Source organism: Specibacter sp. AOP5-B1-6, assembly GCF_052376555.1.
Taxonomy (GTDB): domain Bacteria; phylum Actinomycetota; class Actinomycetes; order Actinomycetales; family Micrococcaceae; genus Specibacter.
Genome location: NZ_JBQSVT010000062.1, coordinates 1 through 16,227 on the forward strand (window position 1 = coordinate 1; position 16,227 = coordinate 16,227).

Below are 16,227 nucleotides of genomic sequence, written 5' to 3' on the forward strand. Positions count from 1 at the left end.
GAAGTGGTGGGCCGCTTTGGCACCTGGCAGGTCGTTTCGTTGATTCGTCATGTCCGGCGTTCTCCTTGAGGTCGTCACAGTGGCTTCCGTGCGGGTTTGGGCTTCAATGCCGGGAACTTTTCCAGTGGGGTGGGGAGGAGTTCGGCGATGAGGGCCTGAATGCGGGCCTTGATGTCGTCGCGGATGGGGCGCACGGAGTCCACGCCCTGGCCGGCCGGGTCTTCGAGTCCCCAGTCCTCATAGCGTTTTCCCGGGAAGATCGGGCAGGTGTCCCCACAGCCCATGGTGATGACGACGTCGGACTCCTTCACCGCGTCCGTGGTGAGGATCTTCGGGATCTCGGCGGACATGTCGATGCCCTCCTCCGCCATGGCAGCCACGGCGGCCGGGTTGACCGATGCTGCGGGTTGGGACCCGGCGGAGCGGACCTCGACGGCTCCGTTGGAGAGGGTGGTGAGGTACGCGGCGGCCATCTGGGAACGGCCGGCGTTGTGCACGCAGACGAACAAGACGGAGGGCTTCTTGGCTGATTCTGTGGTGCTCACGAGCTCAGGCTCCTCAAGGACAGGAAAGGAAAGGGACGGGAGACTGGTCAAGCCGGCAGTAGCTCGTTCGCGAAGAATCGCTTGCGTGCCCACAGGGCGACATAGACCAAGGCAATCAGTACGGGCACTTCAATGAGTGGCCCGACGACGCCGGCCAGGGCTTGGCCGCTGGTGACGCCGAAGGTGCCGATGGCCACGGCGATGGCGAGCTCAAAGTTGTTGCCGGAGGCGGTGAAGGCAAGGGTGGTGGTCTTGGCGTAGCCCAGGTTCAGGGCCCGGCCAATCACCATGCCGACAGCGAAGACCACGATGAAATACACCAGCAGCGGCAAGGCGATCCGGGCTACGTCCAGCGGCTTGGAGGTGATGGAATCGCCTTGGAGTGCGAACAGCAGCACGATCGTGAACAGCAGGCCGTAGAGCGCCCACGGACCCAGTTTGGGCAGGAGCTTGCCCTCATACCATTCGCGGCCCTTGGCCTTCTCGCCAATCGTGCGGGTGAGGAAACCTGCCAGCAGGGGGATGCCAAGGAAAATCAGGACCGACGCGGTGATGGCCCAGAACGAGAAGTCAGCAGACGTCGTCGGAAGCCCCAACCAGCCGGGCAGCACCTGCAGATAAAACCAGCCCAGGGCGCCGAAGGCGAAAACCTGGAACACGGAATTGATCAGCACCAGCACGGTGGCGGCCTCGCGGTCGCCGCAGGCCAGGTCGTTCCAGATCATGACCATGGCAATGCAGCGGGCCAGGCCAACAATGATCAAGCCGGTGCGGTATTCGGGCAGGTCGGGGACAAAGATCCAGGCCAGCGCGAACATGAACGCCGGTGCCGCCACCCAATTGATGATCAACGAGGTGATGAGCAGCTTGCGGTCGGCCAGCACCCTGCCGGTTTCGTTGTAGCGAACCTTTGCCAACACCGGGTACATCATGACCAGCAGGCCGACGGCGATGGGCAGCGACACTGAGCCGACCTTCACCGAGTCCAGTGCCGTGTTCAGGCCGGGAACGAACCGCCCCAGCAACAGGCCGGCGGCCATGGCGGCGATGATCCACACGGCCAGAAAGCGGTCCAGCGTGGAGAGCCTGCCGACAACGGCGGCTTCCCCAGGGGTGGAAGGGGTGGTGGTCGTGGTGCTCACTAGGCTCCTCGCCGGTTCAGCATAAGATTGACGATTGTCGATACAGAAAGTATTTACCGCCATATCGACAATTGTCAATCTATGGGCATAATGGTTGCATGAACACTGCATTGACGGTCGAGGCGGATGCCGCCCAGCTCTGTTGCGAACCCGGCGGCCAAACCGCGCTCACCGCAGCCGAGGCCCAGGAATCGGCTCGCATCCTCAAGGCGCTTTCGGATCCGAACCGGCTGCGGCTGCTCTCGATTGTCAAGGCCGGCGAGGGTGGCGAGGCCTGCGTGTGCGACCTCACCGAACCCCTGGATCTGGGCCAGCCCACGGTCTCCCACCACCTGAAGATTTTGGTTGATGCGGGGTTGCTGGAGCGGGAAAAACGGGGCACCTGGGCGTACTACTCACTGGTCCCCGGAGCATTGGAAGCCGCCGCCGCGCGCATCCTGGGCCTATGAGCGCCGAAATCAGGGGGATGGCTGGAGCAGCCAGCTCCCTCCTGGTCGCACAGCAGCTGTAAGCAACGGTGCGTCGATGGCAATGCCGTGCACCGCAGTGCCTTCCGTCGCGGTGTACACGTGCGTTGCAGCGCAAGCGCGCGCCGCCCTACATGTTCCGAAACTCGTCCACATCCCGCAGTGCGGCGACAAACTTCCCCGCCAGATCGGCCGGGGCATCCTCGGCGCACAGCGCCATGAGCCTACGGGTCAGCGCGAGCTCCGGAACGTCCACGGCGACCACGCCGGCCGGACGATCGGCCATGGCCAGTTGGGGAACCATGGCCACACCGTGTCCGGCGGCAACCAGGCGAAGGGTCGCATTGAAGTCGTCGCTGGAGGCCGCCACGCGCGGACGCAGGCCGGCATTGGCCAAAACAAAGTCAAAAACAGTGGAGTCGCTTGACCCGCGCAGGTGCAGGATCCACGGGGCGTCACTGAGCGCGTCCAGGCCCATGCGCGACCCGGCCGGGATTCCCCAGCTGCCGGGCACCACCACCCTGTAGGGGTCTTCCCCCAGCCAGTGCCGGCTCACTCCCTGCGGCAGTGCCAGCCCCGATTCACCCACCTGGTACACAATTCCGACGTCGAGCTCCCCACCCACCCGCAGGCCGGGGACGACGGCGCTGGGCTCGCCGATGGAGATGTTGACCTGGACGGTGGGGGCCTGCCAGGGCGGCAGTTCCACAATCTGCGACACCACGAACGTGGCCGCCGACGGGAAAACGCCGACCCGCAGTTCGCGCGCGGTGCTGCCGCCGGCTGCCAGACCGACGGCCAGCAGATCCTCGGCATCACGGAGCAGCTTCAAGGCCTGCTGGCTCATGGCATGGGCTGCCTGGGTCGGGTGGATGCTGCGTGCGCTGCGCACAAACAACCGGATGTTGCTCGTCTTTTCGAGTGCCAGCATTTGCTGGGACACCGCCGAGGCCGTGTAGCCAAGCCGGTTGCCGGCCGCCGTGAAGGAACCGAGCCTGACCACTTCAACCAGGGTGCGCAGGTGGATCAAATTGAGCATAAGAGTTCCTTGAAGTCAGTCACGTGAACAGTCGGTGTGCTTCACATCATATGCGCCCATTTTTCTCTTATGGTTGTTTCAGCCACAGGAGCAATTACCGTCTCCCGGTGTCCCGCACAGCCACATGTTCACTCCGCACTGCAGCACAAAGGATTAGGAATGCTTGAACAACGCATTTTCGTCAACGCCCGGTTTCACACCCTGTGGGCCCACCAGCCCGAGGCGGAGGCCGTGCTGACCCGGGGCGAGCGGATCGTGGCCATGGGCAGCCGTGCGGAGTTGGCCGCCCATTCCACCGGCGCCATCGAAACCGTGGACCTGGACGGGGCCACCGTCATCCCCGGCCTGACGGACGCCCACATCCACACGGCAAACTTTGCCCGCGAAATTGCCGCCCTGGATTTGCGCGGCACCCCCGACCTCGCTGACGCGCTGGAGCGGGTGCGCATTTACAGCGAGGGCGTCCCCACCGGGGCCTGGGTGTTTGGCGGGCGGTGGGACTTCAACGCCTGGGCCGTGCCGGTGCAGCCCTCCCGCCACGATCTGGACGCGGTCACTGGCGGCCGCCCGGCAGCGCTGCCCAGCATCGACGGCCACACCATTTGGGCGAACTCCGCGGCCTTGGCCGCCGTCGGCATTGACGCGTCCACTCCGAACCCCGTGGGCGGGGAGATCGTTCGCGACGCCCACGGCGAGCCGACGGGCATCCTGCGCGAAACGGCGGGCGACAGGCTCGTGGACATCATGCACAGCGCCGAGGCCGGGGACCTGGCCAGCCAGCTGTTGGAAGCGCAGCGGCGGCTGCTGGCCGTGGGGCTCACCGGTGTTCATGACTTCGACGGCGAGGATGCGCTGGTTGCCTACCGCGGACTGCGCAACACCGGGCTGCTGGACCTTCGGGTGCACAAGGCCATCCCCGTGACAGCCCTGGACCAGGCCATCGACGAGGGCCGGTGCACGGGAGACGGCGACGCCTGGCTGCGCACCGGTCCCGTCAAGCTGTTCTCCGACGGTGCACTGGGCTCCCACAGCTGCCACATGTCCGCACCGTTCCCCGGCGGGGACGGCAACACCGGAATTGAGGTCATGCCCTATGGCGAGCTGCGGGAATTGGTGCGCCGCGCCGCCGGGGCCGGGATTGGTGTTGCCACGCACGCGATCGGCGACCGGGCCAACGAACTGGTGCTGGACGCCTACTCGGATCTGGCCACAAACCCGCTGGACCAGCCGGCGGGCATGAGCGGCACGCCGTCCCGGCTCCGACACCGGATAGAACATGCCCAGCACCTGCGCCCCGGTGACATTGCCCGGATGGCCGGGCTCGGCGTCGTGCCTTCCATGCAGCCCACGCACTGCACCACTGACATTCCGCTGGCATCAACGCTGTTGGCGGGACGCGAACTGGCTTCCTACGCCTGGCGTTCGCTGCTGGCTGCCGGGGCAGTTCCCGCCTTTGGCTCCGACGCTCCCGTGGAACACCCGGACCCGATGCACGGCATCCACGCGGCCGTCACCAGGCAAAACGGCAGCCACGAGCCCGACGGCGGCTGGCAGCCCGGAGAATGCCTCACGGTCACCGAGGCCATCTCGGCATTCACGGCCGGCGCCGCCTACGCCTCCGGGGAGGAAGCGCACAAGGGCCGTCTGCGCCCCGGCATGTTGGCGGACTTCACGGCCCTTGCCGCCGACCCCTTCACCGCAGCAGCCTCCGAGCTTCGCGACATCTCCGTGCTCTCAACGACGGTGGGGGGAGTGGTGCGTTACCGCCGCAACCAGTGAGCACGAACCGAGCCCTTCCACAGCCCCGTCCCGCCCAGCCCCGCCTCATCCCGTCCCGCCCCCTCCCAAGGAGATCCACCATGAGAATCAACTCTTCACAGCTGTCCGCCCACCGACTGCGCAGCGGCGCGCTGGCGTCCACAGCCCTGCTGGCCGTGCTTGCGCTGACGGGCTGCGGCGGCCAGAGCCTGTCGGCCGCGGACCCCGCAACACACGACGCCGGCGCCGCCTTCACTGCGGCCCCGGCGCCGTCGGAGGACCTGGCCAAGAGCGTGATCGACGCCGTCAAGGCAGACCCGGCGCTGACGGCCGCCCTGCCGGCTGCCCTCCAGGCCGACGGCATCAAAATGACCACCTCCGAGGGCTACCCGCCCATGGAAATGTTCGCCAAGGACGGCAAGACCCTCATCGGCGTGGATCCCTCGATCGGCCGCGCCATCGCCAACAAGCTCGGCGTGCCCCTGTCCATCAACAACGAGGACTTCAACGCCCAGATCCCCGGTGTCACCACGGGCCGCTACGACTGGATCATGTCATCCATGACCGACAACGCCGAACGCCGCAAAACAGTGACGTTCGTCGATTACGTCCGCGCGGGCAACGGCTGGGTGGTCAAGGCCGGCAACCCGGCCGGCATGGAAGACGCCGCCAGCGCCTGCGGAAAGACGCTCGCCGTCGTGGACAACGGCTCCTCCCTGACCCTGGCCGAATCATTCGACGCCGCCTGCACGGCCGCCGGCAACGAAGGAGTGGAGGTGCTCAAGTTCCCCGGCGACCAGGAGGCGATCCTGCAGGTCCGCAACGGCCGCGCCGACGCCGGGATCAACGACTATCCCGTGGCCGCCTACCGTGCGCAAATGTCTGACGGTGCGCTGGAGGCGGTGGCCATCGAAGGCGGTGAAAGCCCCTGGGGCATTGCCATGAAACCCGACAACAAGGACCTTGTTGCCACGGTGCAAAAGGCCCTGCAGGAATTGATCGACGACGGCAGCTACGCCAAGATCCTCGAGGCCTGGAACGTATCGAAGATGACGGTCGGCACCGCCACCGTCAATGACGGCAAGTAGGACCCGGCATGAAAACATCCACCCGGCCCAAGGAACTGAGCGGACCCGACGGCACTCCCGTGCCTGTTGTGGCACTCAAACACCGTGACCGCTGGCTTGTCGGCGCCCTGGCCCTGGCCGTGTTTGCGTGGCTGGTGTTCACCTTCGCAACCAACCCCAACATCCGGTGGAACAAGGTGGCCGAGTACCTGTTCTTCCCCAAGATCATCGACGGCATTTGGGTCACCCTGACGATCTCCGTGCTGGCCACCGTGCTGGGACTGGTGCTGGGCGTGCTGCTGGCCATCATGAAACTTTCGCACAACCCGGTGCTGAATTGGCTGTCGACGCTGTACATCTGGTTCTTCCGCGGCACCCCGGTGCTGGTCCAGCTCATCTTTTGGTACAACCTGGCGTTCCTGTTCCCCCGGCTGGTCATCCAGATCCCCTTCACCGACGTCGGCATCTGGTGGGGCACCAACGATGTGATGACGGGGTTCAACGCGGCCCTGCTGGGCCTGGGCCTGAACCTTGCCGCATATTTTGCCGAAACCGTCCGTGCCGGCATCCAAGCTGTCGACAACGGCCAGAGCGAGGCCGCCTACGCGGTGGGCATGACACCGGCAAGGCGCATGCGCGTCATCGTCCTGCCGCAGGCGCTGCGCATCATCATTCCGCCCACCGGCAACGAGTTCATCTCCATGCTGAAGACCACCTCGCTGGTCTACGTGGTGGCCGGGAACGACCTGATGACCAACGCCAGCCAGATTTACAAGCAAAACAACCTCATCATGGAACTGCTGATCGTGGCGTCCCTGTGGTACATGGTGATGACCGCCGTCGCGACATACTTCCAATTCAAACTGGAGGCCCGCTATGGTGCCGACGCCGTGCGCCTGGTGCGCAGGCCCGGATTTCTCTCGCGCACCTTCCTGAAACGAACCACCAGGCCCATTGCCGGCACCCCGATCACGCTGGCAGCCGATGACTCCGTCACGGCCGGAAAGGAACTCACATGAGCCGGAAACTGCACGTGGAAGCCAATGGGGTCACCAAGTCCTACGGCACCCACCTGGTGCTTGCAGGGGTCGACTTCACCGTCCGGACCGGGGAGGTGAGCTGCATTGTGGGGCCCTCCGGTTCCGGCAAGTCCACGTTCCTGCGCTGCCTGAACGCCCTGGAAAGCTACGACGACGGCACGCTCCTGGTGGAGGACCGCCATGTCGGCTACGAGTACCGGAACGGCCGCTATTACGAGTGGAACACGAAGCAGTTCGCCCAGTTCCGCTCCCGCATTGGCATGGTGTTTCAACGCTTCAACCTGTTTGGGCACCTCAGCGCCGAGGAAAATGTGGCGTGCGCGCTGGTCCAGGTGCGTGGCATGGGCAAGGCGGCGGCCAAAGCCAGGGCAAGCGAGGAACTGGCACGCGTGGGCCTGGCCGAGCACGCCCACAAACGCCCGCACCAGCTCTCCGGCGGCCAGCAGCAACGCGTCGCAATTGCCCGTGCGCTGGCCATGGATCCGGAGATCATGCTCTTTGACGAGCCGACGTCGGCCCTGGACCCGGAACTTGTGGACGAGGTGCTCGAGGCCATGAAGGAGCTGGCACGCCAAGGCATGACCATGGTGGTGGTGACGCACGAGATGGGCTTTGCCCGCGAGGTTGCTGACACGGTGCACTTCTTTGACGCCGGCGTCATCGTGGAGTCCGGGTCCCCGGCCGAGGTGCTCGGCAACCCCCAGCGGGACCGCACCAAGGCGTTTTTGGCCAAGGTGTTTTAACCTCGACGGCGGATTAGCGCAGCAACGCTGGTCCGCCGCCCGGGTGGCTGGCGGAACTCGCCCGGGTGGCGATCCGTCGTCAGGAATGCAGGTAGGCCAGCACCGCCCGTACACGTCGGTGTCCGCTGTCGCCGACAGCGAGCCCCAACTTGGCGAAGATGTTGCCAATGTGTTTGCTGACAGCTGTTTCGGACACCACCAGCCGGCCGGCGATGGTGGTGTTGTCCAGCCCGGCTGCCATGAGTGCAAGGACCTCGGATTCGCGCGGAGTCAGCGAACGGATGGGGTCATCTGCGCGGCGGCGGGTCATGAGCTGGGAGATGACTTCCGGGTCCATGACGGTGCCGCCGGCGGCCACCCTGCGCAGTGCGTCGACGAAATCGCCCACCTGCCCCACACGCTCCTTGAGCAGGTAGCCCACACCCACCGAACCGTCGGCCAGAAGCCGTCCGGCATAGCGGTCCTCAACATAGGCGGAGAGCACAAGGATCGGAAAATTTGGTCGGCGGGACCGGGCCTCCGCCGCGGCCTTCAGGCCTTCGTTGGTGAACGACGGCGGCATCCGGACGTCGACGACGGCCACGTCAGCGTTGGGCAGTGCAGCCAGAAATGACTCGCCGTCCCCGACTGCGGCCACCACGTCGAATCCCTCGCTCTCGAGCAAAAGGGACAGGCCCTGGCGCAGGAGCACATCGTCCTCTGCAATCACCACGCGCATGGCAGAACCGTCCTAATCATTGTTGGCCCGCCCACAGGACTGCTCACGGCCATGGTACCTTCGAACGCCTCGACCCGGCGCCTGATGCCGGCCAGCCCGCCGGCCGGACGCTCAACTGCACCGCCCACCCCGTCGTCTTGAACAGTGAGCACCAAGCAGTCAACAAGACCCACGACTTCAAACGTCGCGCTGAGATCCAGTCGAGTTGCCGAGCCATGCTTGTTGGCGTTCGTCACAGCCTCGGCAACGACGAAATATGCGGCGGCCTCGACGGCGGCCGGGGAGCGGGGGAGATGCGAAACATGCAGGGTGCAGGGGCATCCGCTGCGCACAGCAACGGCCGCGAGGGCCCCCTCCAAACCCAGTTCGTCGAGAATCGGCGGATAAATATCGTGCACCATCGTACGCAAGTTCGACAGCGCATCGGTTGCCGCGTCTTGCGCACGGCGCAGATGTTCGGAGGTGTTGGAACCCCCAGTTTCCACGGATCGCATGGCCATGCCCAGCATCATGACCACGCTGACCAGTTTGTTCTGTGCGCCGTCGTGCAGGTCCCGTTCAATCCTGCGCAGTTCCGAGGAGTGCGCTTCCAAGGCTGCGGCCCTGCTTGCCGTCAGGGCCGTGACACGTGCGGCCAGCAACGTGGCCCGGCCAATGTTCAGCAGTTTGGTCTGGGACCAGCTGAACAATCGTGCCGCCGCAGGAACGAGCCACCAGGACAACAAGGCATAAACTGCCGCGACCACAGGCATGGTGGCTGCGTCCTGCCATGACACCACCGGATAGGGGTTCGCCACTGTGGCGTATTTGGAAAGAGGCTCCCAGTACAGCGGGATCAACAGGGAGTTGACGGCAGCCAGGGGAAGCCCGATGGCGGCAAACCCGAGGGACAGAAGCGCGATGCCGTGAGCGAGCAGCCACAGCGCATCCTTGCGCGTGGCCCGGGAGCGCAGGAGGAGAATCCGTTCCTTGTAACTTCCCGCCGTGATGGGCGGGTAGGAAATGACAAGCTGCCGCCCGGAAAAACTGGATGTGCGTTTCCTCGCCAAATCGGCCCACCGGCGAAGCAAGGCGACCGCAGCCGGGGCAAACGGCAACCCCGTGATGAGTCCGAGCGGCAGCAACACCAGGCCGGCAACGACAAAACACAATGAAGCCGCAGCAGCAACGGACTCAATCACCAAATAGCGCAGGGCCCGCATCCACCTGCGAGGTCGTAGTTTCCTCACCCCTCCATCTTGCCCCACGGGCATGGCATGGCGGGGTATGGCTGGCTATACCTTAAAGACTGCGGCAGGCCGGATGTTGGGGAGTCGGGCCGCTCCGTAGCGTGGAATGCATGAGAAAACTTCAGCAACAACCCACCATGACGCCCAGTGCCCCCATCGATTCGCGTGTGGCCCTAAGGCTTGAGTCCGTGCAAAAACTGTATGGGACGGGCCCCGGGATGGTCACTGCGCTCAACAACGTCTCGCTGGCGCTGCACCGGGGATCGTTCACTGCGATCATGGGCCCGTCCGGCTCCGGCAAGAGCACCCTGTTGCACTTGGCCTCCGGGTTGGACAAACCCACCCGCGGAACCGTGCACATTGGGCCCACCGATATTTCACGGCTGTCCGGGGACAAGCTGACGCGATTCCGCCGGGACCACGTCGGCTTTGTCTTCCAGGCCTACAATCTGTTGCCAACGCTTTCTGTCGAACAAAACATCACCCTGCCGCTCATTCTCGGCGGAAAGTCCGCCGACAGTGCGTGGCTTGGGTATCTGGCGAACAGTGTTGGCATCGGGGACCTGCTCCAACGCAGGCCGGCGGAACTGTCAGGCGGCCAGCAACAGCGCGTCGCCATTGCCCGGGCACTCATCAGCCACCCGGATGTCGTCTTTGCCGACGAACCAACAGGAGCCCTCGACTCACGAAGCGCCCGCGCCGTGCTGGACTTGTTGTGGCATCTGGCCCGGGAGCTCAACCAGACGATTGTGATGGTCACCCACGATCCGGTCGTCGCCGCAGCTGCCGAGCGCGTCATATTCCTGGCTGATGGCCAGCCGGCAGGCAGCAGGGACGGCGGCACAGTCCAGGAAATCAGCGACTTCATGACGGGGCTGGAAGCATGAAACGCGAACGGACCACCATCGGAGCAGATGGCCGAAAGATGCTCATCAGTTCAGGGATCCGCCAGCATCTGGGCAGTTTTGCCGGGATCTTCACGGCCGCACTGGCAGCCGTCATCCTGCTGACAGGCCTGGGCGTCGTGCTGGAATCCGGTCTCCGCGGCGGTTACGAGCCCGTTCGTTACAGTGCCGCCGACGTTATTGTTGGCGGGGAACAAACAGTGGCAGTGCCGGAAGATGTGCCGCTGGTCTTTCCCGAACGGGCGGCTCTCCCGCCAGGAACCGCCGCAAACATCGAAGCCCTGCCAGACGTGGAAAAAGTGCTCCCCGACTTCACGATTCAGCTCGCCGGGAACGGTGCGGGCGTCGCCGCACACAACTGGGCTGCCAGCGGCATCACCGGCCAACAGCTGCAGTCGGGGCGCGCGCCGATGACGGCCGGCGACGTCGTCGTCGAAGAGACCGACCCACACGCCCAACTGGGCGACTCGATCGTCCTCTCCCTGGGCGGCACGCCCACCACCTACACCGTGGTCGGCACTGTTGGTGCCTCCACAGTTGGTGTCTCAGCAGACGACGCCGATACCGCGTCCGTGCCGGAACGCCACGTCTTCGTGTCCGATGAGGCAGCGGCCATGCTGGCCGGAGAGGGCCACAGTGCGCCGACGCTGGCGGTTTTTGCCACGAGCGGTGTTTCATCACAGGTGTTGGCTGCGGACATCCGATCCCAGTCGCCGGGCGTCGCCACCTATGTTGGCAAGGACCGCGGCACGGCCGAGTTTTTGGATGCCGGTGCGGGCCGCGCCACGTTGGTCGCATTTGGGTCGTCGTTCGCCGGAACCGCATTGTTGGTGGCGCTCTTCCTTGTTGCAGCCGCCCTGTCACTGTCCCTGCATCAGCGGCAACGGGATTTCGCGCTCTTGCGCACGATCGGCTCAACACCCCGTCAGCTGCGCAGCCTCATCCGCGGGGAGGTGCTGGTGATCACGCTCGCCGCAGCCGTGCTTGGCGTCGGCCCCGGGTACTTGCTGGGGGTGCTCCTCAAGACCACGTTGAGCGACAACGGACTGATCCCGACTGGCTTTGCGTTCTCCTTCAGTCCTTGGCCGGGGCTTGGTGCCCTGGTGATCGTTGTGCTTACTGTTTTGGTGGTGGCCAACATGGTTGCACTGCGTTTCTCCCGGGTCAGTCCCATCGAGGCCCTCCGGGAAGCGTCCACTACTCCTGCCGAGCTTGGCAAGGCGCGCGTGGTGACCGGCATCGTGTTGGGCATCGCGGGGTTGCTGGCCGCCGGCTCACCGATTTTTCTCCGTGGCCCTTCTGCGCTCGCCGGCCCTGCCGCCGCCGCACTGCTGCTCATCGTGGCAGTTGGCATCCTCGGGCCGAAAATCGCGGGGGTGGGAGTCCGGCTGTTGGGGCGCTTTCTGCGGACGTCCCGTGCACCCGGCATCGTGCTGGCGCACGCAAATTCCAGGGGAAATGCCGGCCGCTTGGCAGCAGCAATCGTGCCCTTGGCGCTGGGGATTGGGTTGGGTCTGGTCCAACTGGGGACGCAGTCGGTTGTCGCCACTGAGGCACAAGTGCAGGTTCAGGACGGCATCACCGCTGACCTGCTGGTGACAAACCCGGGCTTTGGTTTCTCCGTGACAGCAGTGGAAGACATCAATTCCGCTGACGGCATCACCGCTGTCAACGCGGTCGCAGTCAGCGCGGCAACCCTCGAGTTCACCCAATTCGGTGAACCGGCCGCCGAACAATATGCCTTGCAGGGAATCGATCCGCTCACGGTCCCGGCCACCATGAACCTGTTGGTGAAAACGGGTTCACTCGGAGAGCTCCAACGCCCCTCGACGGTCGCGTTGAGCACTGACGCGGCCCAGAACGCCGGCGCCAAAGTGGGGGATGGTGTGCATGTCCGGCTCGGGGATGGCACGCCGATCACGGCGACCCTGGTCGCCACCTACGGGCGTGGCCTGGGCTTTGGCGACGTTACCGTTGCCAGCGAACTCGTGCGGGCACACACGACGTCCGGTCTGGACACGCAGGTGCTGATCAACGTTGACCCGGCAATGCAGGCCCAGGTGGTTGCCGATTTGAGCAGCGCTGGATTTATTGTGGCGGACCCCCACGGGCTTCAGGCCCAGGGGGCGGAAACGCGCTCCTCGGAGTCTTTTGCGAGCTCGCTGGCCCTGTTCATCATCCTTGGTTATGTGGGACTGGCAGTTGTAAACACCCTGGTGGTGGCCACCGTGGAACGACGCCGGGAATTTGCACTGCTTCGACTGATTGGCAGCAATGTCCGCCAGATCTACGCCATGATGACGGTTGAAGCGGTCATGATTGCCGTGTTGGCCGCAGTGCTGGGTGTGGCTGTTGCTTTCCCGGCACTTGCGGGCATAAGTTTTGCTGTCTCGGGGCAGTTGTGGCCGGGCGTTTCAGCCGCGTCGTTGGCGGTCGTTGGGGTGATGAGCTTCCTGGCGGTGGCCGCGCTCGGTTTTGCCACAACGCTGGCACTGAGGGCGTCGCCGATTCAAGAGGTCGGGTCGCGGGAATGACAGGTGTGCAGAAATGCGGCAGCCGAGGGGCCTGAAGCGGCACCTCGGTTGCCGCATGGGCAATACTATTGGCAGGCGAAGCGGGTCTGGCGGATTCCAACCGGCCCGCTTCGATGCCAAAGCCCGCTTCGATTGCACAGCCCGAGACAAGGAGAGCACCATGGATCAGGACACCCCCACAGGCCTGGCCGGAACACCGGGCAGGATTGCCGTGGTCACCGGAGCCGGTTCGGGAATCGGCCGTGCGGTGGCCCGGGAGTTCCTGCGCGCCGGGTACGGCGTGGTCCTGGCCGGACGCCGCGAGGCGGAACTGCTGGAGACCGCCGACGGGGCGTCCGAAGCGCTGGCCGTGCCGACCGACGTGACCCGGCCCGACGACGTCGACCGTCTCTTCAGTACCGCCGTGCAGCGCTTTGGTCGCGTGGATGTCTTGTTCAACAACGCCGGTATTTTTGGTCCGGCCGCCACGGTCGACGAGATCGCCCCGGCCGACTGGGACGCGGTGCTGGCCGTCAACGTCACGGGCGCGATGCTGTGCGCGGCGGCGGCGGTGCGGGTCATGAAAGCCCAGCGTGCCGGCGGTGGCCGGATCATCAACAACGGCTCCATTTCGGCGCATTCGCCGCGGCCCGGCTCCGTCGCCTACACCGTCAGCAAGCACGCGATCACGGGGCTGACGAAGTCCATCGACCTCGACGGGCGAGCCTTCGGCATCAGCTGCGGCCAGATCGACATCGGCAACACCGCCACGGACATCATGGCCACCCTCGACGTCGCCACCGGGGCGCTGCAGGCCGACGGGCGGCGCCTGGTCGAACCAACATTCCCCGTGGCGGACGCCGCCCGCACCGTGCTGATGATGGCGGAACTGCCCGCCTCGGCCAACATCGGCTCCCTCGTGATCACGGCGGCCGGCATGCCGTTCATCGGCCGCGGCTGAACTGCCCGCGCACCGCGAGTATGATCACTTCAAAACCATCGGCGTGGGCCGGATCATTCCCAAGCTGGCCTCCCGCCGCATCGAAACTTACGAAGGATCGACGGATGACTGACACCGCTTTGATGACCAGCGCCATTCTCCGCACCGCCAACGCCGGCCGGCCCTACGCGGACAGCGCGCCGCTGACTCTGGAACGGCTGCCCGTCCCGGTGCCGCGGGCCGGCGAGGTGCTGGTCAAGATCGAACGCGCCAGCCTGTGCCACTCCGACCTCTCCGTCATCAACGGCTCCCGCATCCGCCCGCTGCCCATGGCCCTGGGGCACGAGGCCAGCGGAACCGTGGCCGGCGTCGGGCCCGGGGTGGACGGCGTGCAGACCGGCGACCGCGTGGTCCTGGTGTTCGTCCCCAGTTGTGGCAGTTGCAAGGCGTGCGCCAGCGGGCGGCCGGCACTGTGCCATCGCGGCGCCGAGGCCAACGGCAGCGGCGACCTCCTGCACGGCGAGGCTGTCCTGCGCTCGCAGTCGGGGGAGCGGATCAACCATCATTTGGGCGTGTCCGCGTTCTCGGAGTATGCGGTCGTGGCCCGGGAATCCGTTGTGGTGATTGACGACGACGTCCCGTTGGATGTCGCTGCCATGTTTGGTTGCGCCGCCCTCACCGGCATTGGCGCGGTCATCCACTCCGCCAAGGTCGCTGCGGGGCAGTCCGTGATTGTGTTTGGCATGGGCGCCGTGGGCCTTGCCGCCGTCATGGCTGCGGTGCAAATTCCGTACACGACCGTCATCGCCATTGACCCGCTGCCGGAGAAGCAGGCACTCGCGCTGCGGTGCGGCGCCCACTTCGCCGGGTCCCCGGAAGTGGCCGCCGAACTCGTCTCCCGGCACACCGGCTTCGGTGTGGACGTGGCCATCGAGGCCGTCGGCAGCGCAAAGGTCATGGAAGCCTGTTTTGGCCTGCTGGATCGCGGCGGGGCCCTCGTCTCGGTGGGGCTGCCGCATCCGGACCAAATGCTGAACGTGCAGGCGCTGCAATTTGCCGGCACCGGCAAGCGGCTGATTGGTTCCTACATGGGCGACGCAGACCCCTCCCGCGACATCCCCGCCTACATCCAGATGTGGCGGGACGGGCGCCTGCCCATTGAGCTGCTGCACACCGACACGCGCCCGCTGACAGAGATAAACGAAAGCTTGGACGCCCTCGCCGACGGTCTCGTGGTGCGCCGGCTGTTCACCTTCGACGCTCTCTGAGCTGCAGAGCCTGATGCTAAACGCGGGCCGCGAACACGCACATTCAGATCCGGCAGGGCTCCATGCAGGCCGGATTTCGGTCCTGCCGCCACAGCTGGAACCACGTGGCGGCAGGGCTGAAAGGTGCGTTTCCACAGCTCATGCCGTGGCACGCACCTGCGGCGCTGCACCGAAAATGGTCACGCCGGCCTGCCTAGAATCACTTTCTGCCTCTACAGCGAATTTGACATGCCTTGCACCGGGAACTGATGAGCGCAATGATCTAAACCAGTGAGTCCTGCCAGGCTCCGTGCAGACCGGCAAAACGGCCGCCCGCCGCAATGAGCTCCGCCGGAGACCCGTCCTCCACGATGCGCCCATCGTGCACCACCAGAACCCTGTCCGCGATGGCGACGGTGGACAGCCTGTGGGCGATGATCACCGCCGTACGGCCGACGGCGGGAGCCGCACCGGAGGAATCCGCGGTCCGTGCGCCTGAACCGCCCGGCCCGCCCGCGCCGAGCAACCTGGTTAAACCGTTTTGCACGAGTCGTTCGGAGGGGATGTCCAGAGAGGAGGTGGCCTCGTCCAGGATCAACACCGCCGGGTTTGCCAGGAACGCCCGGGCAAAGGAGATCAACTGCCGCTGGCCGGCGGAGACCCGCCCGCCGCGCTTGTTCACATCCGTGTCATAGCCGTCCGGCAGGGAGCGGATGAATTCATCAGCTCCCACGTCCCGGGTGGCCGCCTCAATTTCGGCCCGGGAGGCTCCCGGCCGCCCCAGCGCAATGTTCCCGGCAACGGTGCCGCTGAACAGGAACGCCTCCTGCGTCACCATGACCACGGCCCGGCGCAGGTCGGCGGTCGACAGCTC

The 16,227-nt window shown here is 65.4% G+C and carries 15 protein-coding genes; 9 read left to right on the forward strand and 6 right to left on the reverse strand.

Annotation, left to right across the window (positions count from 1 at the left end; all coding sequences use genetic code 11):
• Positions 1 to 74 precede the first annotated feature (74 nt).
• Both ACT3TS_RS18640 and arsB read right to left on the reverse strand, forming a co-directional pair.
• Positions 75 to 545 carry an arsenate reductase ArsC gene (locus tag ACT3TS_RS18640; protein WP_444533025.1) on the reverse strand — a complete coding sequence of 157 codons (471 nt, stop codon included), beginning with the start codon at positions 543 to 545 and terminating at the stop codon, positions 75 to 77.
• A 47-nt stretch (positions 546 to 592) separates the two neighbouring features.
• Positions 593 to 1,687 (reverse strand): ACR3 family arsenite efflux transporter, encoded by a 1,095-nt coding sequence (gene arsB / locus ACT3TS_RS18645; protein ID WP_444533026.1) that lies wholly within the window; start codon positions 1,685 to 1,687, stop codon positions 593 to 595.
• Positions 1,688 to 1,785: 98 nt separating this feature from the next.
• Between arsB and ACT3TS_RS18650 the strand changes: the two genes are divergently transcribed.
• The gene (locus ACT3TS_RS18650; RefSeq protein ID WP_444533027.1) at positions 1,786 to 2,136 is read left to right on the forward strand and encodes an ArsR/SmtB family transcription factor; all 351 of its coding nucleotides are present in this window, start codon (positions 1,786 to 1,788) and stop codon (positions 2,134 to 2,136) included.
• Between the two features lie 148 nt (positions 2,137 to 2,284).
• On the opposite strand, the gene ACT3TS_RS18655 is transcribed toward ACT3TS_RS18650, so the two are convergent.
• Positions 2,285 to 3,193: a LysR family transcriptional regulator gene (locus tag ACT3TS_RS18655; RefSeq protein WP_444533028.1), complete on the reverse strand. Its 909-nt coding sequence runs from the start codon at positions 3,191 to 3,193 to the stop codon at positions 2,285 to 2,287.
• 159 nt (positions 3,194 to 3,352) lie between these two features.
• Here ACT3TS_RS18655 and ACT3TS_RS18660 point away from each other — a divergent pair, with 159 nt between their 5' ends.
• The 4 genes from ACT3TS_RS18660 to ACT3TS_RS18675 all read left to right on the forward strand — a co-directional run bounded on the left by ACT3TS_RS18660 (position 3,353) and on the right by ACT3TS_RS18675 (position 7,801).
• Positions 3,353 to 4,972 (forward strand): amidohydrolase, encoded by a 1,620-nt coding sequence (locus tag ACT3TS_RS18660; protein WP_444533029.1) that lies wholly within the window; start codon positions 3,353 to 3,355, stop codon positions 4,970 to 4,972.
• A gap of 80 nt (positions 4,973 to 5,052) precedes the next feature.
• The gene (locus ACT3TS_RS18665) at positions 5,053 to 6,039 is read left to right on the forward strand and encodes an ABC transporter substrate-binding protein (RefSeq protein ID WP_444533030.1); all 987 of its coding nucleotides are present in this window, start codon (positions 5,053 to 5,055) and stop codon (positions 6,037 to 6,039) included.
• A gap of 8 nt (positions 6,040 to 6,047) precedes the next feature.
• Positions 6,048 to 7,037 carry an amino acid ABC transporter permease gene (locus ACT3TS_RS18670; protein WP_444533031.1) on the forward strand — a complete coding sequence of 330 codons (990 nt, stop codon included), beginning with the start codon at positions 6,048 to 6,050 and terminating at the stop codon, positions 7,035 to 7,037.
• Positions 7,034 to 7,801 carry an amino acid ABC transporter ATP-binding protein gene (locus tag ACT3TS_RS18675; RefSeq protein WP_444533032.1) on the forward strand — a complete coding sequence of 256 codons (768 nt, stop codon included), beginning with the start codon at positions 7,034 to 7,036 and terminating at the stop codon, positions 7,799 to 7,801. Before ACT3TS_RS18670 ends, ACT3TS_RS18675 begins: the two co-directional genes overlap by 4 nt.
• A 79-nt stretch (positions 7,802 to 7,880) precedes the next feature.
• On the opposite strand, the gene ACT3TS_RS18680 is transcribed toward ACT3TS_RS18675, so the two are convergent.
• Both ACT3TS_RS18680 and ACT3TS_RS18685 read right to left on the reverse strand, forming a co-directional pair.
• Positions 7,881 to 8,519 carry a LuxR C-terminal-related transcriptional regulator gene (locus tag ACT3TS_RS18680; RefSeq protein WP_444533033.1) on the reverse strand — a complete coding sequence of 213 codons (639 nt, stop codon included), beginning with the start codon at positions 8,517 to 8,519 and terminating at the stop codon, positions 7,881 to 7,883.
• Complete coding sequence (locus ACT3TS_RS18685) at positions 8,507 to 9,748, reverse strand: sensor histidine kinase (RefSeq protein WP_444533034.1); 1,242 nt, start codon at positions 9,746 to 9,748, stop codon at positions 8,507 to 8,509. The genes ACT3TS_RS18680 and ACT3TS_RS18685 overlap by 13 nt, the downstream gene beginning before the upstream one ends.
• 110 nt (positions 9,749 to 9,858) lie before the next feature.
• Between ACT3TS_RS18685 and ACT3TS_RS18690 the strand changes: the two genes are divergently transcribed.
• The 4 genes from ACT3TS_RS18690 (at position 9,859) to ACT3TS_RS18705 (ending at position 15,374) form a co-directional block, all read left to right on the forward strand.
• Positions 9,859 to 10,635 carry an ABC transporter ATP-binding protein gene (locus ACT3TS_RS18690; protein WP_444533035.1) on the forward strand — a complete coding sequence of 259 codons (777 nt, stop codon included), beginning with the start codon at positions 9,859 to 9,861 and terminating at the stop codon, positions 10,633 to 10,635.
• A complete protein-coding gene (locus ACT3TS_RS18695; protein WP_444533036.1) occupies positions 10,632 to 13,187 on the forward strand; it encodes an FtsX-like permease family protein in 2,556 nt (851 codons plus the stop codon). Before ACT3TS_RS18690 ends, ACT3TS_RS18695 begins: the two co-directional genes overlap by 4 nt.
• A 160-nt stretch (positions 13,188 to 13,347) precedes the next feature.
• Positions 13,348 to 14,127, forward strand: coding sequence for an SDR family oxidoreductase (locus ACT3TS_RS18700; protein WP_444533037.1), 780 nt, complete (start codon positions 13,348 to 13,350; stop codon positions 14,125 to 14,127).
• A gap of 122 nt (positions 14,128 to 14,249) precedes the next feature.
• Positions 14,250 to 15,374, forward strand: coding sequence for an alcohol dehydrogenase catalytic domain-containing protein (locus tag ACT3TS_RS18705; protein WP_444533039.1), 1,125 nt, complete (start codon positions 14,250 to 14,252; stop codon positions 15,372 to 15,374).
• Positions 15,375 to 15,636: 262 nt separating this feature from the next.
• On the opposite strand, the gene ACT3TS_RS18710 is transcribed toward ACT3TS_RS18705, so the two are convergent.
• On the reverse strand, positions 15,637 to 16,227 hold a 591-nt coding region (locus ACT3TS_RS18710; protein WP_444533038.1), incomplete at its 5' end, for an ATP-binding cassette domain-containing protein.